Annotated in this window: 17 protein-coding genes and 1 pseudogene; 12 read left to right on the top strand and 6 right to left on the bottom strand. The window is 73.3% G+C overall.

Translation table 11 applies throughout. The annotated features are described in order from the left end of the window. Positions 1–102: 102 nt before the first annotated feature. The 3 genes from ACZ7N4_RS11220 (at position 103) to ACZ7N4_RS11210 (ending at position 5,100) form a co-directional block, all read left to right on the top strand. Entirely contained in the window at positions 103–1,128 is a 1,026-nt protein-coding gene (locus ACZ7N4_RS11220; RefSeq protein ID WP_471356471.1) for an SMI1/KNR4 family protein, read from the top strand. A gap of 7 nt (positions 1,129–1,135) precedes the next feature. Continuing rightward, complete coding sequence (locus ACZ7N4_RS11215; RefSeq protein WP_471356468.1) at positions 1,136–4,009, top strand: SUKH-4 family immunity protein; 2,874 nt, start codon at positions 1,136–1,138, stop codon at positions 4,007–4,009. Between the two features lie 203 nt (positions 4,010–4,212). Further along, positions 4,213–5,100: a DivIVA domain-containing protein gene (locus tag ACZ7N4_RS11210; protein WP_471356465.1), complete on the top strand. Its 888-nt coding sequence runs from the start codon at positions 4,213–4,215 to the stop codon at positions 5,098–5,100. A gap of 17 nt (positions 5,101–5,117) precedes the next feature. On the opposite strand, the gene ACZ7N4_RS11205 is transcribed toward ACZ7N4_RS11210, so the two are convergent. The 3 genes from ACZ7N4_RS11205 to ACZ7N4_RS11195 form a co-directional block, all read right to left on the bottom strand. Further along, the gene (locus ACZ7N4_RS11205) at positions 5,118–6,752 is read right to left on the bottom strand and encodes a sodium/solute symporter (RefSeq protein WP_471356463.1); all 1,635 of its coding nucleotides are present in this window, start codon (positions 6,750–6,752) and stop codon (positions 5,118–5,120) included. Further along, positions 6,749–7,291, bottom strand: coding sequence for a DUF485 domain-containing protein (locus ACZ7N4_RS11200; RefSeq protein ID WP_471356461.1), 543 nt, complete (start codon positions 7,289–7,291; stop codon positions 6,749–6,751). The genes ACZ7N4_RS11205 and ACZ7N4_RS11200 overlap by 4 nt, the downstream gene beginning before the upstream one ends. A 209-nt stretch (positions 7,292–7,500) precedes the next feature. Next, entirely contained in the window at positions 7,501–8,997 is a 1,497-nt protein-coding gene (locus ACZ7N4_RS11195; protein ID WP_471356458.1) for an MFS transporter, read from the bottom strand. A 444-nt stretch (positions 8,998–9,441) separates the two neighbouring features. On the opposite strand from ACZ7N4_RS11195, the gene ACZ7N4_RS11190 reads away from it, so the two are divergent. The 4 genes from ACZ7N4_RS11190 (at position 9,442) to ACZ7N4_RS11175 (ending at position 17,053) form a co-directional block, all read left to right on the top strand. Then, complete coding sequence (locus ACZ7N4_RS11190; protein WP_471356455.1) at positions 9,442–10,230, top strand: ABC transporter ATP-binding protein; 789 nt, start codon at positions 9,442–9,444, stop codon at positions 10,228–10,230. Further along, a complete protein-coding gene (locus tag ACZ7N4_RS11185) occupies positions 10,227–12,806 on the top strand; it encodes an ABC transporter permease (protein ID WP_471356453.1) in 2,580 nt (859 codons plus the stop codon). Before ACZ7N4_RS11190 ends, ACZ7N4_RS11185 begins: the two co-directional genes overlap by 4 nt. Positions 12,807–13,131: 325 nt before the next feature. Then, entirely contained in the window at positions 13,132–16,662 is a 3,531-nt protein-coding gene (mfd, locus tag ACZ7N4_RS11180; protein WP_471356449.1) for a transcription-repair coupling factor, read from the top strand. 28 nt (positions 16,663–16,690) lie between these two features. Continuing rightward, entirely contained in the window at positions 16,691–17,053 is a 363-nt protein-coding gene (locus ACZ7N4_RS11175; protein WP_471356446.1) for a MerR family transcriptional regulator, read from the top strand. 95 nt (positions 17,054–17,148) lie between these two features. Here the strand turns inward: ACZ7N4_RS11175 and ACZ7N4_RS11170 are convergent. After that, positions 17,149–17,900, bottom strand: a pseudogene (locus ACZ7N4_RS11170) (SDR family NAD(P)-dependent oxidoreductase). A 181-nt stretch (positions 17,901–18,081) separates the two neighbouring features. On the opposite strand from ACZ7N4_RS11170, the gene ACZ7N4_RS11165 reads away from it, so the two are divergent. Beyond that, entirely contained in the window at positions 18,082–18,819 is a 738-nt protein-coding gene (locus ACZ7N4_RS11165; RefSeq protein WP_471356444.1) for an HNH endonuclease family protein, read from the top strand. A gap of 74 nt (positions 18,820–18,893) precedes the next feature. Next, positions 18,894–19,637: a GNAT family N-acetyltransferase gene (locus tag ACZ7N4_RS11160; RefSeq protein ID WP_471356441.1), complete on the top strand. Its 744-nt coding sequence runs from the start codon at positions 18,894–18,896 to the stop codon at positions 19,635–19,637. 97 nt (positions 19,638–19,734) lie between these two features. Here the strand turns inward: ACZ7N4_RS11160 and ACZ7N4_RS11155 are convergent, their stop codons facing one another. Further along, positions 19,735–20,451, bottom strand: a complete 717-nt coding sequence (locus ACZ7N4_RS11155; RefSeq protein WP_471356439.1) for a hypothetical protein — start codon at positions 20,449–20,451, stop codon at positions 19,735–19,737. Between the two features lie 143 nt (positions 20,452–20,594). Further along, positions 20,595–21,302 (bottom strand): hypothetical protein, encoded by a 708-nt coding sequence (locus ACZ7N4_RS11150; RefSeq protein ID WP_471356436.1) that lies wholly within the window; start codon positions 21,300–21,302, stop codon positions 20,595–20,597. A 188-nt stretch (positions 21,303–21,490) separates the two neighbouring features. Here ACZ7N4_RS11150 and ACZ7N4_RS11145 point away from each other — a divergent pair, with 188 nt between their 5' ends. The 3 genes from ACZ7N4_RS11145 to ACZ7N4_RS11135 all read left to right on the top strand — a co-directional run bounded on the left by ACZ7N4_RS11145 (position 21,491) and on the right by ACZ7N4_RS11135 (position 26,520). Then, positions 21,491–24,067: an N-6 DNA methylase gene (locus ACZ7N4_RS11145; protein WP_471356433.1), complete on the top strand. Its 2,577-nt coding sequence runs from the start codon at positions 21,491–21,493 to the stop codon at positions 24,065–24,067. A gap of 276 nt (positions 24,068–24,343) precedes the next feature. Beyond that, positions 24,344–24,988 (top strand): hypothetical protein, encoded by a 645-nt coding sequence (locus ACZ7N4_RS11140; protein ID WP_471356431.1) that lies wholly within the window; start codon positions 24,344–24,346, stop codon positions 24,986–24,988. 17 nt (positions 24,989–25,005) lie between these two features. Then, entirely contained in the window at positions 25,006–26,520 is a 1,515-nt protein-coding gene (locus ACZ7N4_RS11135) for a protein kinase domain-containing protein (protein ID WP_471357119.1), read from the top strand. Positions 26,521–26,618 lie beyond the last annotated feature (98 nt).

The raw sequence follows: 26,618 nt of genomic DNA, 5'->3' as shown, positions 1-26,618 counted from the left end.
GTGGTGGGCCGGTGACCGGGATGCGTGGAGCGCATAGGCTGTCGCCGTCCGCGATCGACACCGCCGTTCAGGCCCAAGACAACGCCGCAGGGGGCAACCGCCATGACGACAGGTCGGCTCGGGCTGGGGGCATCGCCCAGCGGCCACGCTGGGGGAGAGGCCGCGCCGCCGAACGCGGCCTATGCCGGGCAGGTCGTGCACTTTCCGGATCCGGTCCGGGCGGCGCGTCACCCGAGAGGGGTACGGGTCGATGAGCGGGGTTTTCCGGATTTCTCGCCGTACGCGCGTGTGGCGGTGGAGATCGCCGAGCCGCCGGAGGGTTTCGGTGTCGACGAGTTGCGGCTGACGGATTACGTGTCGGCGAACGCGGCGTTGGCGGCGGCGGGGCACGAGTTGTGGGACACGGTGCCGGATGTGGCGACGCCGCACGGGTGGACGTGGCATCACGTGGCGGGTACGCGGCGGCTGGAGTTGGTTCCGGTCGAGGTGAAGGCGTTGTTGCGGCATCACGGTGGGGTGGCGACGGCGCCGGTGGACCATGGCAAGCGGGGGACGCGGCCGTTGCAGGAGTCGCGGCCGGCGCATTTCGGGTTGCCGAAGTCGGGTGTGGCGGTGCCGGAGGCGCAGGTGCAGGGGGTCGAGGAGGACCTCGGGTACCGGTTGCCGGGTGCGTACCGTTCGTTTTTGAAGGCGGCGGGGGGTTGTGCGCCGGTGGGTACGGCGTTGGACGCCGGGTTGGGTCTGCTGGTGGACCAGCCGTTCTTCACGGTGCGGGACGAGGCCGCGGTCAACGACCTGGTGTATGTGAACAAGTGTCTGCGTGATCATCTGACGAAGGATTATCTGGGGGTCGCCTTCGTGCAGGGTGGGTTGCTCGCGGTGAAGGTGAAGGGCGAGCGGCTGGGTTCGGTGTGGTTCTGCGCGTACGACGATGTGCGGGACGTGGATCCGTCGTGGTCGCCGGCGGAGCGGGTGGAGCGTCTGTTGCTGCCGTGTGGTGAGGACTTCGATGTGTTCCTGTCGCGATTGGCCGGTAGTCCGCCGGAGTTGGACACGGTGGCGCATCTGATGGTGGACGGCGGTTTCGCGCGGGTCGTTCCGGTGTCTTCCGGCGCGGTGGGGGAGTGAGCTGGCGATGGTGACGTACGCGCAGGCGCAGGAGCGCGCCGAGGAGTGGATCAACGGCGATGTGCCCGTGTACCAGCATCGTGAGGTGCGGGTGCGGGAGTTCGAGCTGGGGTTCGTGGTGTGGGGGGAGGACCGGGCCGAGGGGCCGCGTTCGGACGCGGGTGGTCAGCGGCTGGTCATCGCCCGGGACAGCGGGGAGGCGACGCTGTGGCCCGCGCTGCCGGTGGGTGAGGTGATCCGTCGGTACGAGGAGGAGTACGGCCGTGCGGAGGGGGCGCAGGACGCGGTTCCGGCGCCGGCGGCGGCTCGGCTGGATCTGAACCAGACGTCGTTCCTGTTGACTCCGCCGGAGTGGTTGCAGGAGGCGGCGGACAAGCTGGGGGTCGGGGAGCGGCGGCCGGGGAGCGCGGGGCCGGACGCGGACGCGGACGCGGGGGCGGGGGCTTCGGGTTCGGGGGTTTCGGCTCCGGTTCCGGGTGCTGCGGCTGCGGCTTCGGTTTCTGATGGGGGGCCGGCATCGGGCGCGGTTTCTTCCGCTTCCGGTGGGGTGGCTTCTTCCGGTGGGGGCGGGCTCGCGCCGACGCAGGCCGGTCCGTCGGGGGCGGCGGCCGCTCCGGCGGATGTGCCCGCGGGGGCGACGCCCTGGGCGGGTACGGACACGAACGCGGACGGCGGCGACGAGGACCGTTCCGTCCCGCTGCCCGCGACGGTGTTCGCGCCGCCGCTGAGTGATGTGGACGACGCGGCGCCGCGCCCGCCGGCGGTGTCGGCGGACGCGCCGACGGCGTTGATGTCGGGTGGCAGCCGGCTGCCGCCGACGGCGGTCGTGCCGGCGCTCGACCTGCCGGGCGGGCCGGGTGCCGGTCAGGGCGGTACGCCGCCGCCGGTGCCGGGTACGCCTCCGTACGGCTCTCCGCAGGGGCCGGGCACTCCCGCGCAGGGTGTGCCGCCGTATCCTCCGGCGCACGGTGCTCCGCAGGGCAGTACGCCGCCTCCGCCGTCGGGTGCCCCGTCGTACGGCTCCCCGCAGGGGCCGGGTGGTGTGCCGGGCGCGCCGCCGCCTCCCGTGGATTCGGGTGCGCCGGGGCGTCGGCTCGCGCCGAACGCCGGGGACATCGCGGACGCCGCGACGAGCAAGGCCGCGCCGCCGCCGAAGAAGGCGCGCGGTGGGGTGGGTGCGCCGCCTCCGCCGCCGGGAGCGCCTGGTATGCCGGGTGTGCGTCCGGGGAGTGCGACGCCGCCGCCCGCGCCCGCGGGCGGGTACGTGCCGACGCAGCTCATGCCGGCGCAGGGGCCGGAGGGGCCTGAGGGGCCGGGCGGTGCGGGTGCGCCGGCCGGTCCGGGGAGCGCGGAGGGAGCGCGGGCGCCGGGTGCGCCGAACGCTCCGGGTGCCCCTCAGCCGCCTGCCGCGCCTGCGGGCAACGTCCATCACGCGGCCACGGTGCTGGCCGACCCGGGCCAGTTGGGCGGGCCGCAGGTTCCGGGTGCGCCTGGAATGCCTCCGGCGCCGGGTGCGTCTCAGCCTCCCGGTGCCCCCGCTGCTCCGGGCGCTCCGGGTACGCCCCCTGTGCCGGGTGCCCCGCAGCCCCCGGTCCCGCCCGGTGCCCCGCAGTCTCCGGGGGCTCCCGGTGCCCCTGGTGCGCCGCAGCGTCCCGCCGCTCCCGGTGGTGGTCGTGGTGCCGTTCACCACGCCGAGACCGTGCTGGCCGCTCCCCCGGTGGGCGGCCCCGGTGTTCCGCCGCCCCCGCCGCCGCCCGCCCCCGGCGCGCTCGGTATGCCGGGCGCCCCCGGTATGCCCCCGGGTGCTCCCGGTGCCCCGGCTCCGACGCCGCCCGGCGCGATGCCGCCGCCGGCGGGTGGGCCGGTGCCCGGGCCGGGGCCGGCGTACGGGTATCCGCAGCAGGGTCAGCCGACGGTCGGTCCCGGGTACCAGGCCGTGTTGCGCTACCGCGCGCAGGACGGCTCCGAGCAGCAGCTGATCCGGCGTTCGGCGCCGGGCACGCCGCACCCGGAGTGGCAGATCTTCCACGAGCTGCGGGCCATGAACGTGCCGCCGGACCAGGTGCTGGAGCTGCACACGGAGCTGGAGTCGTGCGCGTTGCCGGGTGCCTACTGCGCGCGGATGATCCGCGAGCAGTGGCCGCAGGCGCGGATCGCGAGCATCGCGCCGTACGGCACTGACCACGCGAGCCGGCAGCAGGGCATGCAGCAGTTGCTGGCGCACCAGGGTGAGCTGCACCAGGTGGCGGACGGTCCCGCGCGGCCGGCGCCGGTGCGGGCGCCGCTGCCGCCGGTGCAGGCGGTGCCGCCCGTCCCGCCGGAGGGCGTCGCGCAGGAGCTGGCCGCGGTGTTCGGGCCGGGGATCTTCCGGTTCGACCAGCAGGCGGTGTCCCGGCAGGGGGTGCCGCCGATCGTGGCGCACACCCTGGTCGTGGCGGGGCTGCCGTTGGACATGGGGCCGTTCTTCTGGGCGCAGGCGCAGCCGGGCCGTCCGGTGCCGACGCTGGCGGAGCTGGCGGCGGAGCGGGGGGTGCAGCCGGCGGCGGACGCGGGGTCGTACCTCGTGATGGGAACCGACTTCGGCAAGGCGATCTGTGTGCAGTACGGGACGGCGAACATCGTGGCCGTGCCGGTGGAGGCGGGGCCGGGTGGTGCGCCGGTGCCGCCGCAGTTCGTGAACACCGGGCTGCCGGAGTTCGCGCGGTGCCTGGCGCTGCTGGGCCGGATGTGGCGTCTGCGGTACGGGTTGAACCAGGAGCAGGCGGGCCGCTGGACCGTCGACTTCCAGGCGCAGCTGGCCGCCCTCGATCCGGCGGCGCTCGGTTCGCCGGAGAGCTGGTGGTCGGTGCTGCTGGAGCAGATGTGGGACGGGTTGCTGTAGTCCTGTCCGCCGTGGCGTGCTCCCCGGAGCGCGGTCGGGCCCTTCACGCGTGTGCGTGAAGGGCCCGACGTGTTTCCGCGGAGGCCGTGACGTTCCTGCGGAGTGTCGCGTTATGACCGTCCGCGTCCGATCCATCAAGATATGCGCGAAATCATTATGTCGTGTATGTCCGTCGTTTGGCCCGATGGAGAGGGGTCCCCAGGGTGAGCAGTGCATCGATGCCGACGCACGGCTTCGAGACCGTCCGGGGGCGCGGCTACCGCCCCGACCAGGTCGACGCGTTTCTGGAGGCGCTGTCCGACGACCGGGACGCCGCCTGGGAGCGCGCCGCCCGGCTGACCGTGCTCGCCAAGGACATGGAGGCCGAGCTCGAGGAGGTGCGCGAGGCCGTCGACGAGCTCGCGCCGCAGACGTACGAGACGCTCGGCGACCGCGCGCGGCGCCTGTACCGGCTGGCGGTGGAGGAGGCGGCGGACCTGCCGGAACGTACCCGGCGCGAGGGTCAGGAGGAGGTGGAGCGGGCCGAGCTGCGGGCCGGGCGGCTGCGCCGGGAGACGCAGCAGGCGGCGGACGCGTTCCGGGCGGAGGCCGACGAACTCGCCCGCAGGATCCTCCTGGCCGCGCAGGCCGAGGCCGACGCGATCCGTGTCGGTGCCCGGCGCGAGGTGAAGGCCGGGCGCGCCGAGACCCTCGCGGTGCTGCGCGAGGCGCGGGAACGCGCCACCGGTGTGCTCACCGAACAGGCCCGGGAGCACGCCGAGCAGTGGGCCGTGGCCGAACGCGCGGACGCCGAGCGGACGGCCGCGCTGGACGCCCGCTACGGCGAACGGATCAGACGGGCCGAGGCCGACCTGGCCGAGGCGGAACAGGCCCTCGCGGAGGCCGAGGAGTCCGCGCGCCGTTCCCAGGAGGAGGCACGCGCGCGTGCCGCCGAGATCATCGCCGAGGCGCGTCTGCGTGAGGAGCGCATCGCCCGGGAGACGGAACGGGTGCTGCGCGAGCACGGCGAGGTCTGGGACGACATGCAGGCGCACATGGACTCGGTACGCGACAGCCTCATCACCCTGACCGGCCGGGCGGCCCTGGAGTAGCGCGGACCGGACCCCCGTCACCTCCCCTTCCGTACCGCCCCGGCGAGGATCCACCCCTCCACCGCCTCGTACTGGTGCCGCTGCGCTTGCGCCGTCGCGCGGCCCGAGAGCACCGTGCCCAGCCAGCCGAAGAGGAAGCCGGCCGGGATGGAGACGATGCCGGTGGTGGTGAACGGGAACCAGGCGAAGTCGGCGTGCGGGAACGCCGACACGGGCGAGCCGGAGACGAGCTTGGTGCCCGGCATGAGCAGCAGCACGGTCAGCGAGCCGCCGATCAGTGTGGCCAGGAGTCCGGTGCGGGTGTAGCGGCGCCAGAAGAGGCCGTAGACCAGGGCGGGGGCGAGGGCGGAGGCGCCCAGGCAGAAGGAGAGCGTGACCAGGGGCTGCAGGCTGTGGTGCTGGACCAGGGTGGCCAGCAGGATCGTCGGCGCCCCGGTGGCGAGCGCCGAGACGCGGGCCAGGGTCATCTCGCGGCGGGCCGGCATCTCCTGCACCCGGGCCGCGAACACGTCGTGCGCGAGGGAGTTGGCGCAGGCGAGGATCATCCCGGCCACCGAGGCCAGCAGGGTCAGGAAGAGCGCGGTGGTGACCAGGGTGAACAGGAAGGTCTCCGCCGTCGTCACCTCGGTGCCGAACACGGCGCGCGAGCCCAGCAGGTAGGCCGTGTTGCCCTGCGGGTCGGCCGCCGCGACCGCCGTACGCCCGAGCAGCGCCGTCGCGCCGAACCCGATCACGGTGATGACGAGGACGAACAGGGCGACCAGCGACACCGCCCAGGACATCGAGCGGCGCACCTGGCGGGCGCTGGAGGCGGTGTACATGCGCATGGTGACGTGCGGCAGACAGGCGCCGCCGAGGACGACGGTCAGCTCCGAGGCGATCATGTCGACGCGGGCGGCGGGCGTGGTGCCGAACTGGAGTCCGGAGTGCAGGAAGGCGGGTCCGGCGCCGCTCTGCCGGGCGGCGGCGGTGAACAGGGCGCCCGGGTCCCAGTCGAAGCGGCGCAGGATCAGGAGGGCGACCACGGTGCCCGAGCCGATCAGCATCACGATCTTCACGATCTGGATGAGCGCGGTGCCCTTCATTCCGCCGATCGCGGCGTAGGCGATCATGAGGATGCCGAGTCCCACGACGCACCCGGTCTTCAGGGACTCGCCGGTGAAGCCGAGGATGAAGGCCATCAGCTGACCGGTTGCGGCGAGCTGGACCAGCATCAGCGGCAGCAGCGCGGCGATGGTCACCGCGCACGCCGTGACGCGGACGCTGCGGCCCGGCAGCCGGCGGGCGAGTGCGTCGCCCATGGTGAACCGGCCGGCGTTGCGCAGCGGTTCGGCCAGCAGGAACATCATCAGCATCAGCGACAGCGCCGTACTGAGGGCGAGGACCACACCGTCGTAGCCGCACAGGGCGATCACCCCGCCGGTGCCGAGGACGGTGGCGGCGGAGATGTAGTCGCCGGCGATGGCGAGGCCGTTGCGCAACGGGGACAGGGAGCCGTAGCCGGTGTAGAACTCGTCCAGGTCGTCCCGGTCGGGGCCGGTCATCACGCACAGCAGCAGGGTGACGGTGGCGGCGGTGGAGAAGGCGACCAGGGCCATGGCCTGCGCGGAGTCGCTGAAGCCGGTGAACCCGGGGGCGGCGGCGCCGGTCATCGCACCGCTCCCCGCCGTGCGTCCAGTTCGGCCTGGCGGCGGATCCGGTCGGCGAGCGGGTCGACGCGCCGGCGCGCGGTGTGTTCGTACAGGGCGATCGCGAGCCAGGTGACGGGGAGTTGGAGGAGGGCGAGGAGCAGGCCGGCGGGGATGCCGTCGGCGACGGTGCTCGTCATCACGCCGGGGGCGCCGGCGGACAGGACCAGGAACAGCGTGAAGTAGCCGAGCGCGGTGAGCGTGGCGGTGCGCCGCTGCCGGCGGTAGGCGCCGCGCAGCAGCCGCAGGTCGCTGTGGTGGCCGAGGGCATCGCGGGGCGGCCGGCGGACCGGAGGGACGGGTTCGGCAGGCTGCCAGGGGTAGGTCGGGTAGGACGCGGATGACGCCGACGATGCCCACGATGCCGATGACGCGGAGGGCGTCGACGACGCGGATGCCGGCTGTGGGGAGTGCGGCCGGTGCGACGGGTGCGGCGGGTTCGAGGGGGACGGTGGCGGCGTGGCGTGCGGCGGGTACGACGGGTGCGGCGTGTCGTAGGACATCCCGGGGCTCCTTGCGTGGCTCGGGTCCGTGGCGGCGGACCGCAGGGAGGTGGGGGAGCTGGGCCACGCACGCTACTCGCGAGGTACGGCCCGCGCGGCGTTTTCACCGAACTGGCCGGTCGGTATGCGCTTTCCCCGCCGGAACGGCTCCGACCTGGGGTGTTACCCGCGTTAACCCCGAGAGTGTGCTCCGGGTGGCCCGGCCGGGTTCAGTCCTGGAGCACCGGGAACCGCCGGGGCGCCACCAGCAGCAGCACGACGAACGCCAGGGCCGCCGCGGCCGCCGCTCCGAGGTAGACCGCGTGCACGGCCTCCGCGATGGCCCGCCGGGTCGCCTCCGGGGCCGTACCGGCGTCCAGCGCGCGCGTGACGGAGTCCAGGTCGCCCGCTCCGCCGAGCCGGGCGGCCAGCACCCCGTTGGCGACGGCGCCGAACAGGGAGGCGCCGAGGGTCTGGCCGGTCTGCCGGCAGAACAGCACCGAGGCGGTGGTGGTCCCCCGTTCCGACCAGCCCACGGTCGACTGCACGCCGATGATCAGCGGCAGCTGGAACAGGCCCAGCGCGCCGCCCAGCAGCAGCATCAGCAGCATCGGCTGCCACCACGATCCGGGGTACGGCAGGAACGGGAACGCGCACAGGATCAGCGCCGCCAGGCCGATGCCGAGCAGCGCGGTGTCCCGGAAGCCGATCCGCCGGTAGACGTGCTGGCTGAACGCGGCCGACACCGGCCAGCTGAGCGTCCACACCGACAGCACGAACCCGGCGCTCACCGGCGCCAGTCCGAGCACGGACTGCGCGTACGTCGGCAGGAACACGCTCGGCGCCACCATCAGCAGGCCCAGCGCGCCCAGCGCCAGATTGACGGCCGCGATCGTCCGGCGCCGCCACACCCAGCCCGGGATGATCGGCTCCGGGGCCCGTCGCTCCACCCACACCACCACGGCGGCCAGGGCCAGCCCCGTGCCGAAGAGGGCCAGTGAGGGCGCCGACAGCCAGGGCCAGGCGACCCCGCCCTGCACCAGCGCGGTCAGCAGCACCCCGCCGCACGCGAACACCGCGAGCGCGCCGGCCCAGTCCACGCGCGCGTGCCGGTCCGCCTGCCGTTCGGGCTCGTGCAGGTGACGGACGACCAGCCACAGGGCGGCGATGCCGATCGGCAGGTTGACCAGGAAGATCCAGCGCCAGTCCGCGTACGCGGCGAGCACGCCGCCGAGCCCGGGACCGGCCACCGCCGACACCGCCCACACCGTGGAGAGCCTGGACTGGATCTTCGGGCGTTCGGCGAGCGGGTACAGGTCGGCGGCCAGTGTCTGCACCGTGCCCTGCAACGCCCCGCCGCCCAGGCCCTGCACGATCCGGAACGCGATCAGCGCCCCCATGTTCCAGGCCACGGCGCACAGCAGCGAGCCGAGCAGGAACACGGCCGCGCCCACCACCAGCACCGGCTTGCGGCCGAAGGTGTCGGACACCTTGCCGTAGACGGGGAGGGTGACGGTGACGGCGAGCAGGTAGCCGGAGAACAGCCACGAGAAGACGGAGAACCCGCCGAGGTCGCCGACGATCTGCGGTACGGCCGTGGAGACCACGGTGGCGTCGAGGGCAGCCAGTGCCATGGCCAGCATGAGCGCGGCGACCACCGCACCGCGCCGCCGGGTGTCCGGCCGCCGTTCGGTTCCGCCGCGTATCGCCCCTGTCGTGCTCCCCACCGCAACCCCTCCCGTGCTTCCCGCCGGAAGCCGCCCGGATGCCCCCTGCATTCATGTCCGGGACGACAGCTTCCCACGGGCGGCGGGCTTGACCCTGACGCGGCGGGAGGGTGGAGGCTTTCCGCGCCGAAGGGTGGAGACGGCCCCGGATGCGGCTCCACCCGGCGGTGGAGCACCCCTAGGGGTTCCTCCGTACAACGGCTGGGGGAGGGTTCGTCCCGGCGGAGGACGAGACCGGGCCGGGTCCGTCCTTAACCTGGCTTCACGCCGCTGGGGGGCGGCGGACCGCACCGGCGGGGGTGGGGTTTTCCCCCCGGAAAGACGGGGCTCCGCACCAGCGCGCGACGCCCTCGCCGACCGCGAGACTCATCGGCGTACCCGAGACGACGCCCCGGCGGACCGGGGCACCCTCATCGACCTGCATAACGACAGAGGAGACATACCGTGACATCGGCTGTGACCATTCCCAGGCACGGGGGCACTGGAGGGCCTACGGCCGTTGCCGCGCGGGCGCGGCAGGTCGTGAAGGCGTACGGGTCCGGCGAGACCCGGGTCGTCGCCCTGGACCACGTCGACGTGGACATCGCCCGAGGGCAGTTCACCGCGATCATGGGCCCCTCCGGGTCCGGCAAGTCCACCCTGATGCACTGCCTCGCCGGCCTGGACACGGTGACCAGCGGACACATCCACCTGGACGACACCGAGATCACCGGCCTGAAGGACAAGAAACTCACCCAGCTGCGCCGGGACCGGATCGGCTTCATCTTCCAGGCGTTCAACCTGCTGCCTACCCTGAACGCGATCGAGAACATCACGCTCCCCATGGACATCGCCGGCCGCAAGCCCGACCGGGCCTGGCTAAACCGGGTCGTGGAGACCGTCGGCCTCGCCGGGCGCCTCAAGCACCGCCCCGCCCAGCTCTCCGGCGGCCAGCAGCAGCGCGTCGCCGTGGCCCGCGCCCTCGCCGCCCGCCCGGAGATCATCTTCGGGGACGAGCCGACCGGAAACCTCGACTCGCGCGCGGGCGCCGAAGTACTCGGCTTTCTGCGCCGCTCGGTGGACGAACTCGGCCAGACCATCGTCATGGTCACCCACGACCCGGTGGCCGCCTCCTACGCCGACCGCGTGCTCTACCTCGCCGACGGCCGGATCGTCGACGAGATGCACCACCCGACGGCCGACCAGGTCCTGGACCGCATGAAGGACTTCGACGCCCGGGGGCGTACGGCATGACCGTCCTGAAGACCTCCCTGCGCAACTTCGTCGCGCACAAGGGCCGCATGGCGCTGTCGGCGGTCGCCGTCCTGCTGTCGGTGGCGTTCGTGTGCGGCACGCTCGTGTTCACCGACACCATGAACACCACCTTCGACCAGCTCTTCCAGGCCACCTCCTCGGACGTCCAGGTCAGCCCGGGCAGCTCCTCCGACACCGGCGAGACCACCTCCCGCACCGGCAGACCGCCCGTGCTGCCCGCCTCCGTGGTCGGTGAGATCCGCAGGGCCGAGGGCGTCCGATCGGCCGAGGGCACGGTGTTCTCCACCTCGGTGACCGTCGTCGACGCCGACAAGGACAAGCTGTCGCCCAGCAGCGGCGCGCCCACCATCGTCGGCAACTGGAACGGCAACGACGCCCGCACCATGGAGATCACCTCCGGCGCGGCGCCCAAGGGGCCGGACCAGGTGATGGTCGACGCCGACACCGCCGACAGGCACGGCCTGAGGATCGGCGACGAGATCGGTCTCATCACGGTCGTCGGCACGCACCACGCGCGCGTGTCCGGCATCGCCGCCTTCCGGGTCACCAACCCCGGCGCGGCCGTCTTCTACCTGGACACCAGGACCGCCCAGCAGACCCTCGTCGGCCGCACCGGCGTCTACACCGACGTCAACGTCATGGCCGCCAAGGGCGTGAGCGACGACCGGCTGAAGAAGAACGTCACCGCCGCCCTCGGGCACGACTACCGGGTGCAGACCGCCAAGGAGGTCGCCGACGCCAACCAGAAGGAGGTCCAGGACTCCCTGAACGTCATGAAGTACGCGATGCTCGGCTTTGCCGGGATCGCCTTCCTCGTCGGCATCTTCCTGATCATCAACACCTTCTCCATGCTGGTCGCCCAGCGCACCCGCGAGATCGGCCTGCTGCGCGCCATCGGCTCCTCCCGCAAACAGGTCAACCGGTCCGTGCTGGTCGAGGCACTGCTGCTCGGCGTGCTCGGCTCGGTGCTCGGCGTCGGCGCGGGCGTCGGCATCGCGATCGGCCTGATGAAGCTCATGGGCCGGATCGGCATGAAGCTGTCCACCGACGACCTCACGGTCGCCTGGACCACCCCCGCCATCGGCCTGCTCCTCGGCGTCGTCGTCACCGTCCTCGCCGCCTACCTGCCCGCCCGGCGCGCCGGCAAGGTCTCCCCGATGGCCGCCCTGCGCGACGCGGGCACCCCCGCCGACGCCAGGGCCGGTGCCGTCCGTGCCGTGATCGGCCTGCTCCTGACCGCCGCAGGCGGCTGGAGCCTGTACGTCGCCGCCACCACCGACGAGGCCAAGGCCGGCTCGGGCTGGCTGGGCCTGGGCGTGGTGGCCACGCTCGTCGGCTTCGTCGTCATCGGCCCGCTGCTCGCCGCCGGACTGGTCCGCGTCCTCGGCGCGGTCATCCTGCGGATCTTCGGACCCGTGGGACGCATGGCCGAGCGCAACGCGCTGCGCAACCCGCGCCGCACCGGCGCCACCGGCGCCGCCCTGATGATCGGCCTCGCCCTGGTGGCCTGCCTGTCGGTGGTCGGCTCGTCCATGGTGGCCTCCGCCACCGACCAGCTGGACCAGACCGTCGGCGCGGACTTCATCGTCCAGGAGGACAACGGCCAGGTCATCACCCGGCAGGCGGTCGACGCCGTCAAGGACACCCCGGGCCTCGCCCGGGTCACCGAGTACAAGGTCCTGGACGCCTCCCTGACCACGCCGGACGGCCGCACCACCGAGAACGAGACGATCAACGCGGCCGACCCGACGTACGCGCGGGACGTGCGCACCGAGACCGTCGCCGGCACCCTCGCCGACGCCTACCGGCCCGACTCGATGTCCGTCTTCGAGGGCTTCGCCAAGGACCACGGCATCAAGCTGGGCTCCAGGGTCGCCGTCCACTTCAAGGACGGCCGCACGGCCAGGCTGACCGTCCGCGCGATCACCAGCGACGAGGCCGTCGTCGACAAGGGCGCGATGTACGCGTCCATCGCCACCGCCGCGAAGTACGTCCCCGCCGCCGACATGCCGCTGGACGACCTGCTCTTCGCCACGGCGAAGGACGGCCAGGAGAAGACCGCCTACACGGCGCTGAAGTCGGCCCTGCACGAGTTCCCGCAGTACACCGTGCGCGACCAGACCGACTACAAGCAGGCGCTGAAGGACCAGATCGGCCAGCTGCTGAACATGATCTACGGCCTGCTCGCCCTCGCGATCATCGTCGCGGTCCTGGGTGTCGTGAACACCCTCGCCCTGTCGGTGGTCGAGCGGACCCGGGAGATCGGCCTGATGCGGGCCATCGGCCTCTCCCGCCGCCAGCTGCGCCGCATGATCCGCCTGGAGTCCGTGGTGATCGCCGTCTTCGGCGCGCTGCTCGGCCTCGGTCTCGGCATGGGCTGGGGCGCCACCGCCCAGAAGCTCCTCGCCCTGGAGGGTCTGACCGTGCTGGAGATCCCCTGGCCGACGATCATCGCCGTCTTCGCGGGCTCCGCGTTCGTGGGCCTGTTCGCCGCGCTGGTCCCGGCGTTCCGGGCGGGCCGGATGAACGTCCTGAACGCGATCGCGACGGACTGACCGACTGGCGGACCGGCCGCGCGGGCCGGACCGGCGGCCACCGCACACGGGGGTTGCGGGGGAAGACGGACCGGCCGCGCGGGCCGGACCCACGGCCACCGCACACGGGGGTTGCGGGGGAAGGCCCGGTGCCGGGAAGCCTTGGGGGGCTTGCCGGCACCGGGTTCCCGCGCGTGCCCTCGCCCGGGTTGTCCCCATGCGGCCGCCCGGGGTTGTCCACAGCCTCCCGCACCGCGGCCCGCACCGTCGTACGCTGGACAGCCCCGGCCCGTCAGTCGAGTCGGGCCCTTCGTGTTGCCGACCCCCTGGACGGAAAGCCCCCTCCATGAGCCTGCACGGTCTGCTCGACGCCGTAGTCAAGGACCCCGCCCTCGCGGAAGCGATTCAGGCGGCGGCGGACGGCAACCGCCCGCACATCGACCTCGTCGGTCCCCCGGCCGCCCGCCCCTTCGCGATCGCCGCACTCGCCCGCGAGGCCGGCCGCCCCGTGCTGGCCGTCACCGCGACCGGCCGCGAGGCCGAGGACCTGGCCGCCGCCCTGCGCTCCCTGCTGCCCCCGCAGGGCGTGGCGGAGTACCCCTCCTGGGAGACCCTCCCGCACGAGCGGCTCAGCCCCCGCAGCGACACCGTCGGCCGCCGCCTCGCCGTCCTGCGCCGCCTCGCCCACCCCAGCGCCGACGACCCCGGGACCGGCCCGGTCTCCGTCGTCGTGGCGCCCGTGCGCTCCGTGCTCCAGCCGCAGGTCAAGGGCCTCGGCGACCTGGTGCCGGTATCCCTCAGGACCGGGCAGAGCGCCGATCTGAACGCCGTCGTGGAAGCCCTCGCGGCCGCCGCCTACGCGCGCGTGGAGCTGGTCGAGAAGCGCGGCGAGTTCGCCGTGCGCGGCGGCATCCTGGACGTCTTCCCGCCCACCGAGGAACACCCCCTGCGCGTCGAGTTCTGGGGCGACGACGTCGAGGAGATCCGCTACTTCAAGGTCGCCGACCAGCGCTCCCTCGAAGTCGCCGAGCACGGCCTGTGGGCACCCCCGTGCCGCGAGCTGCTGCTCACCGACGACGTCCGCGCCCGCGCGCGTGCCCTCGCCGAGGACCACCCGGAGCTGGGCGAGCTGCTGAACAAGATCGCCGAGGGCATCGCGGTCGAGGGCATGGAGTCCCTCGCCCCGGTCCTGGTGGACGACATGGAGCTGCTGCTCGACGTCCTGCCCAAGGGCGCGATGGCCGTCGTCTGCGACCCGGAGCGGGTCCGTACCCGCGCCGCCGACCTCGTCGCCACCAGCCAGGAGTTCCTCCAGGCGTCCTGGGCGGCCACCGCCGGCGGCGGCGAGGCCCCCATCGACGTCGACGCGGCCTCCCTGTGGTCCATCGCCGACGTCCGCGACCGCGCGCGCGAGCTGGACATGATGTGGTGGTCGGTGTCCCCGTTCGCGGCCGACGCCGACCTCGACGCCGACACCCTCAAGCTCGGCATGCACGCTCCCGAGAGCTACCGGGGCGACACCGCGCGGGCCCTCGCCGACACCAAGGGCTGGCTCGCCGACGGCTGGCGCACTGTGTTCGTCACCGAGGGCCACGGCCCGGCCGCCCGCACGGTGGAGGTCCTCGGCGGCGAGGGCATCGCGGCCCGCCTCGACTCCGACCTCGGCGAACTGAGCCCCTCCCTCGTGCACGTCTCCTGCGGCTCGATCGAGTACGGCTTCGTGGACCCGGCGCTCGGACTCGCCGTGCTCACCGAGACCGACCTGTCCGGCCAGCGCGCCACCGGCCGCGACGGAACCCGCATGCCGGCCCGCCGCCGCAAGACCATCGACCCGCTCACCCTGGAACCCGGCGACTACATCGTCCACGAACAGCACGGCGTCGGCCGCTACATCGAGATGGTCCAGCGCACCGTCCAGGGCGCCACCCGCGAGTACCTGGTCGTGGAGTACGCCCCCGCCAAGCGCGGCCAGCCCGGCGACCGGCTGTACATCCCGACCGACCAGCTGGAGCAGATCACCAAGTACGTCGGCGGCGAGGCACCCACCCTGCACCGCCTCGGCGGCGCCGACTGGACGAAGACCAAGGCCCGCGCGAAGAAGGCCGTCAAGGAGATCGCCGCCGACCTGATCAAGCTGTACAGCGCGCGCATGGCCGCCCCCGGCCACGCCTTCGGCGCCGACACCCCCTGGCAGCGCGAGCTGGAGGACGCCTTCCCCTACGCGGAGACCCCCGACCAGCTCACCACCATCGCCGAGGTCAAGGAGGACATGGAGAAGTCGGTCCCCATGGACCGCCTGATCTGCGGCGACGTCGGCTACGGCAAGACCGAGATCGCCGTGCGGGCCGCCTTCAAGGCCGTACAGGACGGCAAGCAGGTGGCCGTCCTCGTCCCCACCACCCTGCTGGTGCAGCAGCACTTCGGCACGTTCTCCGAGCGGTACGGACAGTTCCCGGTGAACGTGCGGGCGCTCTCCCGCTTCCAGACCGACACCGAGGCCAAGGCCGTCCTGGAGGGCCTGAAGGAGGGCTCGGTGGACGTCGTCATCGGCACCCACCGCCTGTTCTCCTCCGAGACCAAGTTCAAGAACCTGGGCCTGGTCATCGTCGACGAGGAGCAGCGCTTCGGCGTCGAGCACAAGGAGCAGCTGAAGAAGCTCCGCGCCAACGTCGACGTACTGACCATGTCGGCCACGCCCATCCCGCGCACTCTGGAGATGGCGGTCACCGGCATCCGCGAGATGTCCACGATCACCACGCCCCCGGAGGAGCGCCACCCGGTCCTCACCTTCGTCGGGCCCTATGAGGAGAAGCAGATCGGCGCCGCCATCCGCCGCGAACTCCTCCGCGAGGGCCAGGTCTTCTACATCCACAACCGCGTCGAGTCCATCGACCGCGCGGCGGCCAGGCTCCGCGACATCGTCCCGGAGGCGCGCATCGCGACGGCCCACGGCCAGATGTCGGAATCGGCGCTGGAACAGGTCGTGGTCGACTTCTGGGAGAAGAGGTTCGACGTGCTGGTGTCGACCACGATCGTGGAGTCCGGCATCGACATCTCCAACGCCAACACGCTGATCGTGGAGCGTGGCGACACCTTCGGCCTGTCCCAGCTGCACCAGCTGCGCGGCCGCGTCGGCCGGGGCCGCGAGCGCGGGTACGCGTACTTCCTGTACCCGCCGGAGAAGCCGCTGACGGAGACCGCGCACGAACGCCTGGCCACCATCGCCCAGCACACCGAGATGGGCGCCGGCATGTACGTCGCGATGAAGGACCTGGAGATCCGCGGCGCCGGCAACCTGCTCGGCGGCGAGCAGTCCGGGCACATCGCCGGCGTCGGCTTCGACCTGTACGTCCGCATGGTCGGCGAGGCCGTCGCGGACTACCGGCGGCAGCTGGAGACCGGCGAGGTCGAGGAAGAGGCTCCGCTCGAGGTCAAGATCGAGCTGCCGGTCGACGCGCACGTCCCGCACGACTACGCCCCCGGCGAGCGGCTGCGCCTCCAGGCGTACCGCGCGATCGCCTCGGCCAACTCCGAGGAGGACGTCAAGGCCGTCCGCGAGGAACTCACCGACCGCTACGGCAAGCTGCCCGAACCGGTGGAGAACCTGCTGCTGGTGGCCGGACTGCGGATGCTCGCGCGCGCATGCGGTGTCGGCGAGATCGTCCTGCAGGGCACCAACATCCGCTTCGCGCCGGTGGAGCTGCGCGAGTCGCAGGAGCTGCGGCTCAAGCGGCTCTACCCGGGCACGGTCATCAAGCCCTCCGTCCACCAGGTGCTGGTCCCGCGCCCGAAGACCGCGAAGGTCGGCGGCAAGCCGCTGGTCGGCCGGGAACTGCTGGCATGGGTCGGCGAGTTCCTCACCTCCGTCCTGGGGTGAGGGGCGCTGTACGGGGGCGGGGGCGCGCGTGCGGATCGGTGAGCTGGCCGGGGCGACCGGCACGACACCGCGTGCCCTGCGCCACTACGAGCAGCAGGGCCTGATCACGTCCGTGCGCGCGGCCAACGGCTACCGCGTGTACGACTCCGGTACGGCGGTGCGCGTCCGCAACATCCGCCGGCTGCTGGAGGCGGGCCTCACCCTGGACGACGTACGGGTCTTCCTGCCCTGCCTGGACGGCGCCGATGTCACCGCGGTACCCGTCTCCTCCAAGGCGCTCCAGGTCGCCCGGGAGCGGCTGGCCGTGCTCGACGCCCGCATCGCGGCCCAGACGGCGCTGCGCGACCGCCTGGTGTCGGCGCTGCGGGCGGCGGGCGATGAGACCGGCTGAACCGAACGAGCCGAACCGAACGAACCGAACGAACCGAGTGGACCGACCGGACCGACTCAGGGCGCCGGGTCAGGGGTGGCCGGACGGGGTGGGGGTCAGGCGACGACCGCGCCGCCGTCCACGGGCAGCACCGCCCCCGTCACGAACGAGGCCTGGGGCGACGCGAGGCGGGTGATGGCCCAGGCGACCTCCTCGGGGCGGCCGATCCGGCCGATCGGGGTGTGGTCGAGCTGCCACTCGCGGACGGCGGCCCGCTGCTCGGGCGTGTAGCCGGAGTGGTCGGCGATCGGCGTCTCGATCGCGCCCGGGGCCACCGCGACCACCCGGACGCCCCGCGGCGCCAGTTCCACCGCCCAGCTGCGGGTCAGCACCTCCAGGGCCGCCTTTCCCGCCGCGTACAGGGAGTTGCCGGGCCAGCCCCGCTGGTCGTCACGTTCACCACCACGCCCCGGCTCTCCTCCAGCGCGGGCAGTGCGGCCTGGGTGAGCAGCACGGGCGCGAGGAGGTTGGTCTCCAGCAGCGGCCGTACCGACGCGCGGGTGTAGGTGCGCAGGGAGTCGGTGGTGACGACGGCCGCGTTGTTGACGAGCACGTCGAGGCGGCCGTACCGCTCCAGTACGGCGTCCACGACGGCCCGGGGCCCGTCCTCGGCGGTGAGGTCGGCGGGCAGCGGCGTGATGCCGGGGTGACCCTCGGCCGTCTCGGCCAGCGGCGCGGCCCGGCGGCCGACGACGACGACCCGGGCGCCCTCGGAGGCGAACGCGCGGGCGGTGGCCCGGCCGATACCGGTGCCGGCGCCGGTCACGAGGACGGTACGGGGGGCCCGGGTGTTGCTGTTCTCGCTCATGCGGGGATCGTCGGACCCTGACGCCAGTGACAGGGTCAAGCCGGGCGAGCGGCAAGACCCCACACCGGAGGCGACTTGTCCCACTGTGCCCCATCTGCTGTGCGGCGGCGGGCGGTTACCGTAAGGTGCGGAACGATCCGTCCCGCACCGGGGGCGGGCGGCGCGAGCGAGGGGACGTACCGTGACGCGTGCGAGGGGCGGAGCGGCCACCGCGGTCGCCGCCGTGGCCGTGCTGGTCGCCGTGACCGGCTGTACGGCCGAGCAGACCGGGGGAGTGGCCGGCGGAGCGAACGGACCCGGGGAGACCGGCGGCAAAGGTGCCGCCCTGGCCGCCGCCCGCTCGCTGACCGTCAAGGGGCGGGCGCCGAAGACCGGTTACTCGCGGGCCCGGTTCGGTACCGCCTGGGCGGACACCGACTCCAACTCCTGTGACACCCGCGACGACATCCTCAAACGCGACCTGAAGGGCGTGCGGTTCACCGGCGGCAACTGCAGGGTCTCCTACGGCCTGCTGGAGCCCGACCCCTACTCCGGCAAGGAGATCACCTACCGGCGGGGCCGCAGCAAGGTCGACATCGACCACGTCGTCGCCCTGTCCGACGCCTGGCAGAAGGGCGCCAAGTACTGGGACGCCGGCAAGCGCATAGCGCTGGCCAACGACCCCCTCAACCTCCTCGCCGTCGACGCGAGCACCAACCGCGGCAAGGGGGACGGCGACGCGGCCACCTGGCTGCCGCCCAACAAGGCCTACCGGTGCACCTATGTCGCCGCCCAGGTCGCCGTCAAGAAGAAGTACGGCCTGTGGGTCACCGCCGCCGAACAGAGCGCCATGAAGAAGGTCCTCTCCTCCTGCCCCGGCCAGAAGCTCCCCACCGGCGGCAACCCGACGAAGGCCCCCGAGCGCTTCCAGGCCCGCTGATCCGCCCGGCGACCTTCGTCCCGACCGGGTGATCCACTGTCTCCTCCGGACGGGCACCGCCTACCGTGACCGGCATGGACATCAAGGTGAGCAGCCTCGCCGAGCGGCCCGACCGGCTGCCGGCGGTGTTCGGCATGACCGACACCTGGCCCGAGTTCGTCACCCAGGACCTCGTGGGCACCACCCACTACGGCCGCCTCCCCACCGAACTCCCCGAGTACGCCCTGTTCGCCGAGGACGCGGACGGCCGGGTCGTCGCCCACGCCTACAGCGTGCCGTTCGCCCTCGGCGTCGAGGGCCGGCGTACCCTGCCCACCCGCGGCTGGGACCAGGTCCTCGCGTGGGCCTTCGCCGACCTGCGCCACGGCACCCGCCCGGACACCGTGAGCGCCATCTCGGTCACCATCGCCCCGGACGCCCAGGGCCACGGCCTGTCGGCCCTCATGCTCGCGGCGATGCGCGACAACGCCCGCGCCCACGGCTTCCGCGAGGTCGTCGCCCCCGTACGCCCCAACGCCAAGCACCGCGAACCGCGCACCCCGATCACCGAGTACGCCCACCGGGTCCGCCCCGACGGACTGCCCCAGGACCCGTGGCTGCGTGTGCACGCCCGGGCCGGAGCCACCATCGACTCCATCGCCCCGGCCTCCATGACCGTGAGCGGCTCGCTGGAGGAGTGGCGCCGCTGGACCGGGCTGCCCTTCGACACGGCGGGGGACGTCGAGGTGCCCGGCGCACTGGTCCCGGTCCGCTGCGACGTGGAGAACGGGTACGCCGTCTACGTCGAGCCCAACGTATGGATGCGGCACCCGCTGTGACACCTGAACCCCGGGGCGGGGCCCGGGGTTCAGGTCACACGTGGGACGGGCGGACGGGTCGGGCGGACGGGGCGGGCGGTCCCGCCGCCCGCGCGGGTCACGCGGCCGACTTGCCCTTCAGCGAGCCCAGGAGGTGGGTCGTCACCTTCTTCGCGGCCGCGGCGCCGTCGTCCTCACCCGAGGTGGACAGCACGGTGACCACGTGGTTGCCGGAGCGGGCCGCGATGAGCGTGGTACCGGTCTGCCAGGCGCCGCTCGTCAGCGTCATCGTGTACGCCTCGTCGCCGAACCCGGCCGTGGCCGCGCCCTTCACCTTCACCTTGGCGTGCGTGTCCGTGTCCGTGAAGGTGGCGCACTCGGCGGCGACGGACCGCATCCGCCGCATCACCGTCTTCGCCGTGGTGCCCTGGAACGCGTCGAGCTCCTGGGCCACTTCCTGGGTCTTGTCCTGGTTGACGTAGTCGTCCTGCGCGAAGGCCACGCCTCCCTCGAAGCCCGTCACCTGGATCCAGGACGTGCCCTCCAGCCGGGTGCAGTCCGGCTTCGCGGTCTTCCGGCCGGACGGGGCGAGGAACTTGCCGCCGCTGTCCGAGGCGCCGTCCGCCTCCAGGGTGAACCCGGCCGGGAAGGCCGACGCGGGCGCCAACGCCTTCTTCAGCTGCGTACCGGTCAACAGGCCGGCGTTCGGGTTCTTCGTCTTGGCCGGTGCGGCGCTCGCACCGGTGCCGGAGGACGAGTCCGAGGTGCACGCGGACAGGGCCAGAGGGAGCACCGCGACGGCGAGCAGCGTTACGGCACGGGACGAGAGACGCATGACAGTCCTTCAGAGGTGATGAGCGGGGGTGAAACGGGGTGTGGGGGTGTGGGGGTGTGGAACGGGGGTGTGTGTAGGGCGGGTGGCGGGGACGGCGGGGTCCGTACCGGAGGTGGCCGTCAGACCGTCCGGCCGTCAGATCGTCAGACCTTCTTCCAGTCGCCGCAGTCGTTCGTCTTGAAGTAGGCGTCCGACGGGCTGATCGTGACGACGGCCGTGCCGCTGACGTTGTTGTTGGCGATGATCGAGTCCACGCCCTGGCCGGCGTCCTTCGTGCGCTCCCAGTAGCAGGAGTCGTCGGTGTTCCCGGTCGACCTGTAGGTGCCCGGCGCGATGTCCGTGCCGACCTTGTACATGCCGCCGTCGCCGTCCACCGAGGAGCCGGGCGTGCCCTTCGCCTTGGGGTCGACCGCCTCCCAGTCCTTGCAGCCGCTGGACTTGAACAGCTTGTCGGTGGGCTTGACGGTCACGTAACTCGTGCCGGTGACGTTGTCGTTGGCGAGCGTGGAGTCCAGCTCGCCGGAGGCGTCCTTGGCGCGCTCCCAGTAACACATGTCGTCGGTGTTGCCGGTCGTGCGGTACGTCCCCGGCTTCACGTCGGAGCCGACCCGGTACTCGCCGTCGCCCCCGATGGCGGCCTTCTTCTCCTCGGCCGCCTTGGTGCCACCCGAGCCCTTCGTGCCGCCTGAGCCCGTGGTGCCGCCCGACGTGTGCTCGGCCGACGCCGAGGAGCCCTTGTCGCCGCCCTTCGAACCGCCGTCCTTGCCGTCGCCGCCGGCGTTGGCGGACACGGCGCCGATGACGACGATCCCCACGACGGCGCCGAACGCGACCTTGGCCTTCATACCCATGGCGAACCCCTCCCCTGAGTGCTGCGGCCTCCCCCTCGGTGGCCGCTCGTTCGCTGGGTCAATAAGACCAGAGCCTGTGAACCGAGTCAACACGATTCACGCCTTGCGATCAGTACACGATCGTGAATCGGTGGGTCATGTGTACGCCGGTATGCTGGCGCACACACGGGACGAGGGGAGCAAGGCCGGTGCAGGACAACGCGACAGAGGTGACCGCAGCCGGTATCGCGCGGCTCGCCGGAGTGGGCCGCGCCGCCGTCAGCAACTGGCGCAGACGGCACGCCGACTTCCCGAAGCCGGTCGGCGGCACCGAGACCAGCCCGTCCTTCGCGCTCGCCGAGGTCGAGGCCTGGCTGCGCAAGCAGGGCAAGCTCGCCGAGGTCCCGCTGCGCGAACGCGTCTGGCAGCAGCTCGCCGGGCATCCGGAGGGCCCGCTCACGGCGCTGGTGCACGCCGGGTGCGTCCTGCTGCTGATCCAGGAGCGTCCCACCGTCTGGCTCGACGCGAGCGCCGGCTCGGACGCCCGGCTGGCCGCGGTGCTGCCGGGGGTGCTGGAGGAGGTGCTCGCGCCGCGGCTCGCCGGGGTGCCCGGGCGGGGGGTGAACTCGGCGGCGCCGGGTGGGGGTGTGTACCGGGCCGTTGACGGCGGCGGTGTGAACTCCGCGGGCGAGGCCGGCGGTGTGAACGCCGTGCGGGGCGGCGGCGGTGTGAACTCCGCGGGCGAGGCCGGCGGTGTGAACGTCGGGAGCCGCGCGGACGGTGTGAACGCCGCGCTCGGCGGCGGCGGTGTGAACGCGTCCCTCGACGGCGACGTGAACGCTGCGGTCGGAGCGGGCGGTGTGAACTCCGGGGCCGGCGCGGGGGGCGTGAACCTCCGGGGCGGCGCGGGGGACGCGAACTCCCTTGTCGCGCCTCCGGCTGTGAACGCCCCACCGACGGCGCCGCCTGTGAACCCGTCACCCACCCTCTCGCCTGTGAACCCCGCACCAGCTGTTCACAGCACGTCGTCCAAGGCACCCGAGCCCGCCGCCCCGGCAACAGCGGCAGCCACGGCAGCCGACTCGGCCATGGCCGGCACGGGCGCCACCGCGGCGGCCACCTCCTTCACCTCGGCCCCGGCGATCAGCGCAGCCCCGGCCCCCGCCCTCCGCACCCCCACCGGCCCCCAACTCCTCCCCTCCGCCCCGCTCCTGCGCGGTGCCGCCGAGCTGGCCGCCGAGATGGGGGCCCGGCAGACGTTCGAGTTCCTGCTGGGCCGGTACCTGGACGCCAACCCCCGCCAGTACACGCTCACACCCGCCGAACTCGCCGGTCTCATGGCCGACCTCGCCGGACCGGCCCGTACCGCCCTGGACCCCGCCTGCGGCACCGGCGCCCTGCTGCGCGCCGTGGACCCCCGTCCCGGACAGGAGCTGTACGCCCAGGACAGCGCCCCCGAACTCGCCGCGCTCGGCACGCTGCGGCTCGCGCTGCACAGCCGGGCCACCGTGCACGGTGCGGCCGGCGACACCCTGCGCGCCGACGCGCACCCCGGGCTGCACGCCGACGCCGTCCTGTGCCATCCGCCGTTCAACGAGCGCAACTGGGGCCACGACGAGCTCGCCTACGACCCTCGCTGGGAGTACGGCTTCCCGGCGCGCACCGAGTCCGAACTGGCCTGGGTGCAGCACGCGCTGGCCCGGCTGACCGACGGCGGCACCGCGGTGCTGCTCATGCCGCCGGCCGCCGCCTCCCGCCGTTCCGGGCGCCGGATCCGCGCCGATCTGCTGCGCCGGGGCGCGTTGCGGGCCGTCGTCGCGCTGCCGGTCGGCGCGGCACCGCCGTACAACATCCCGCTGCACCTGTGGGTGCTGCGCCGGCCCGACCGGACACCGACGACGCCCGAGGTGCTGCTCGTGGACTCCGGGAGGTTCGCCGGGGAGGGGCGCGGCGGGCCGGACTGGGAGGCGGTGCGGGAGGCCGTGACGGATGCCTGGCGCGCCTTCACGCGCGCGGGGCGGCTCGCGGAGCGGCCGGGACTCGCCCGTTCGGTGCCGGTCATCGAACTCCTCGACGACGACGTGGACCTCGCTCCCGCCCGTCACCTGCCGCCGGCCGCGGTCGCCGACGGCGCGGAGCAGCTCACGCAGGTGCGCGAACGGCTCGGCGCGACCCTGCGCCTGACCGCCGACCTCGCCCCGCCCCCCGCCGCCCCGGCACCGCCCGTGCGCTGGCCGCTCACCACGGTCGGCGAACTCGCCCGCGGGGGCGCGCTGGTGATGCGCACCGGCGGGAACGGCGGCCACGCGCGCGTGCCGGTCCTCACCGACCACGACGTCCTCGCCGCAACCGCGCCCTCGGGCACGCTCCCGGAGAGCGAGGAGGAGGCCGTGCTGACCGAGCCGGGCGATGTCGTCGTACCCGTGCTCGGCGGGGGTGCGGTGGCGCGCGTGATCGACGAGGTGACGGGGGGCGCCGCCCTGGGGCGCAACCTCGTACTGCTGCGCCCCGACGCCACGGCGCTCGACCCGTGGTTCCTCGCCGGCTTCCTGCGCGGGACGGCCAACAACCGGCAGGCCAGCAGCTACGCCTCCACGGCGACCCGCCTGGACGTGCGCCGGCTGCAACTGCCCCGGCTCCCGCTGGAGGAACAGCGGCGCTACGGAGCCCGGTTCCGCGCGCTGGACGAGTTCGAGCGGGCGCTGCGGCACGCGAGCCGGCTGGGGGAGCACCTCGTGCGCGGGATGTACGACGGCCTGACGGACGGCACGGTCGCACCCGACTGATCCCGAGAGCATCCCAAGGGCATCTCAAGGGCGCCCCAGGGGCACCCCAGGGGCGTCCCACTGGCACCACACCGGCATCCCACTGCCCCTGCTCGTCCCGCCCTGCCGGCCCCCCGCCGGTTGCGTCGCCGGTCACCGGACAACGGTTCGGTACAACCCGGACCGCTTGTCCTTGCCGGGCCATATGCTCGAAGCGACATCGCGCGTCCGGCGTCGTCCGCCCCCGCGGACCATGCCGGACGGGCAGGCACGCCCACTTCAGGATCGGGAGCAGCCATGCACGGCCACGGCTACGGACAGCCGGTGAAGCAGCCACCGCACACCGCGTGGCTGGTCTGCCTGCGCGTGCTGTTCGTGGCGCTCGGCATCCTCACCATCGGCTTCCTGGCCTGGGTGATGCCGCTGCGGCTGGCCGCGGTCACCCGCCGGTCGCTGGACTGGGGGGTGTTCGTGGCGGTGCTCGCCGCCGACATCCTGAGCTTCACGCTGGTGGCGATGGAGCCCGGTGACGAGATCCACACCACCGGCGGCTACGTGGGCATCCTGCTCCTGCTCGGCACGCTCGTGGCCGCCATCGCCTACTACCTCGCGGCGGACATCCGGTACTTCCTGCTGCGGCAGCAGGCGTACGCGGCGCAGGGGGCGCAGGCACCGGCGTACGGCTACCCGGCGCCCGCGGCCCCGTACGCCGCGACGACCGTCCCGACCCTGCCGACGGCGACGTCGGCGACCGGACCGCACACCCCCAACGGACTGCACACCCCGCCGCCCCCGGTGTCGCACACCCCCGTGCCCCAGCCCCCGCCGGCCACCCCGCCGCTCCAGCGTCCCGCGCCCGCCCGGATCGACCAGGTGCGGGCCGAGCTGGACGAGCTGAGCGACTACCTGCGCAGGCAGGACGGCCACGAGGGCGGACGGTGACGGTGACGACGGGGCGCATGGTCGCCGGCCGTTACGAGCTGTCCACGCTGATCGGGCAGGGCGGCATGGGCCAGGTCTGGACGGCGTACGACCGCAGGCTCGACCGGCGCGTGGCGGTGAAGCTGCTGCGCCCGGACAAGGTGGCGGGCCAGGAGGCGGACGAACTGCGCCGCCGGTTCGTGCGCGAGTGCCGGGTGACCGCGCAGGTGGACCACCCCGGTCTGGTGACGGTGCACGACGCGGGCAGCGAGGGCGAGGAGCTGTTCCTCGTCATGCAGTACGTCGACGGTGCCGACCTCTCCGACCACCTCGCCGAGCACGACCCGTACCCGTGGCCGTGGGCGGTCGCGGTGGCCGCGCAGCTGTGCGCCGTACTGAGCGCCGTGCACGCCGTGCCGATCGTGCACCGCGACCTGAAGCCGCGCAACGTGATGGTGAAGCAGGACGGCATGGTCACCGTCCTCGACCTGGGCGTGGCCTCCGTGATGGACACCGACACCACGCGCCTGACCCACACCGGCTCCCCGATCGGCTCGCCCGCCTACATGGCGCCGGAGCAGGCGATGGGCGGTGCGGTCGGCCCGTACACCGACCTGTACGCGCTCGGCGTGCTGCTGCACGAACTGCTCAGCGGCGAGGTGCCGTTCGCCGGTTCGACGGCGCTCGGTGTGCTGCACCGGCACCTGTACGAGCCCCCGCTTCCCGTGCGCCGGATCCGCCCCGAGGTGCCCGAGGCGCTGGAGTCCCTGGTGCTGCGGCTGCTCGCCAAGGACCCGCAGCACCGTCCGGCGTCCGCGCAGGAGGTGTACGAGGACCTGGCGCTGCTCCTGCCCGCGCGCGGGACGCCCACCGGGGCGCCGCTGGATCCCACACGCCCCTTCCTGCGTCCGCACGCCCCCTGGCCGGACCGCGCGCGGACCCCCGCGCCCCAGCCCGCCCCGGTCGCGCCGGCACCGCCGGTGGCCGAGAAGCCCGATGTCGCCGCCGCCGTGGACGAGGTCAAGCGCCTGCTGGGGGAGGGCCGTATCACGCAGGCCGTCGACATCCTGGGGGCGATCCTGCCGACTGCCGCCGAGCAGCACGGCGAGCACTCCCCGGTGGTGCGTACGCTGCGCAAGCAGTACGCGGCCACCCTCCTGGACGACGGCCAGTACCGGCGCGCGCTGCCGGAACTGCGCCGGCTCGCCGACGAACGCGCCGCCGAGGCCGGCCAGGCCGACCCGCAGTCGCTGCGCTACCGCTACGAGGCCGCGCAGTGCCTGGAGCAACTGGGCGAACCGGCGGCGGCGCTCGCCGAGTACCGCGCGCTGCTGCCGTACTACGAGAACCAGTACGTCTCCGGGGACCCGCAGCTCGCCCATGACGTGCGCCGGCGCATCGGCCACCTGCTGCTGGCCCTCGGCGACCGCTCGGCCGCCCACGACACGCTCGCGCGGCTGGTCATGGACGTCGAGCGGCTGCACGGCCCCGGCCACCCGCTGGCCGTCGAGGTCCGGCGGACGCTGCAGTGGCTGGGGCAGGTGCGCGGATAACGCCTGCGCGGCGGTCGGCGGTGCCCGAAGGGCGCGCGAATCGTTGGTCGAATGGGTTGGCCGCGGCCTGCCCACTGCCTACCATCGATCACCGCAAG

Source organism: Streptomyces sp. NPDC107654 (assembly GCF_055639035.1).
Note: the sequence above shows the minus strand (reverse complement) of the source record. Positions and strands in the feature narration are given on the sequence as shown.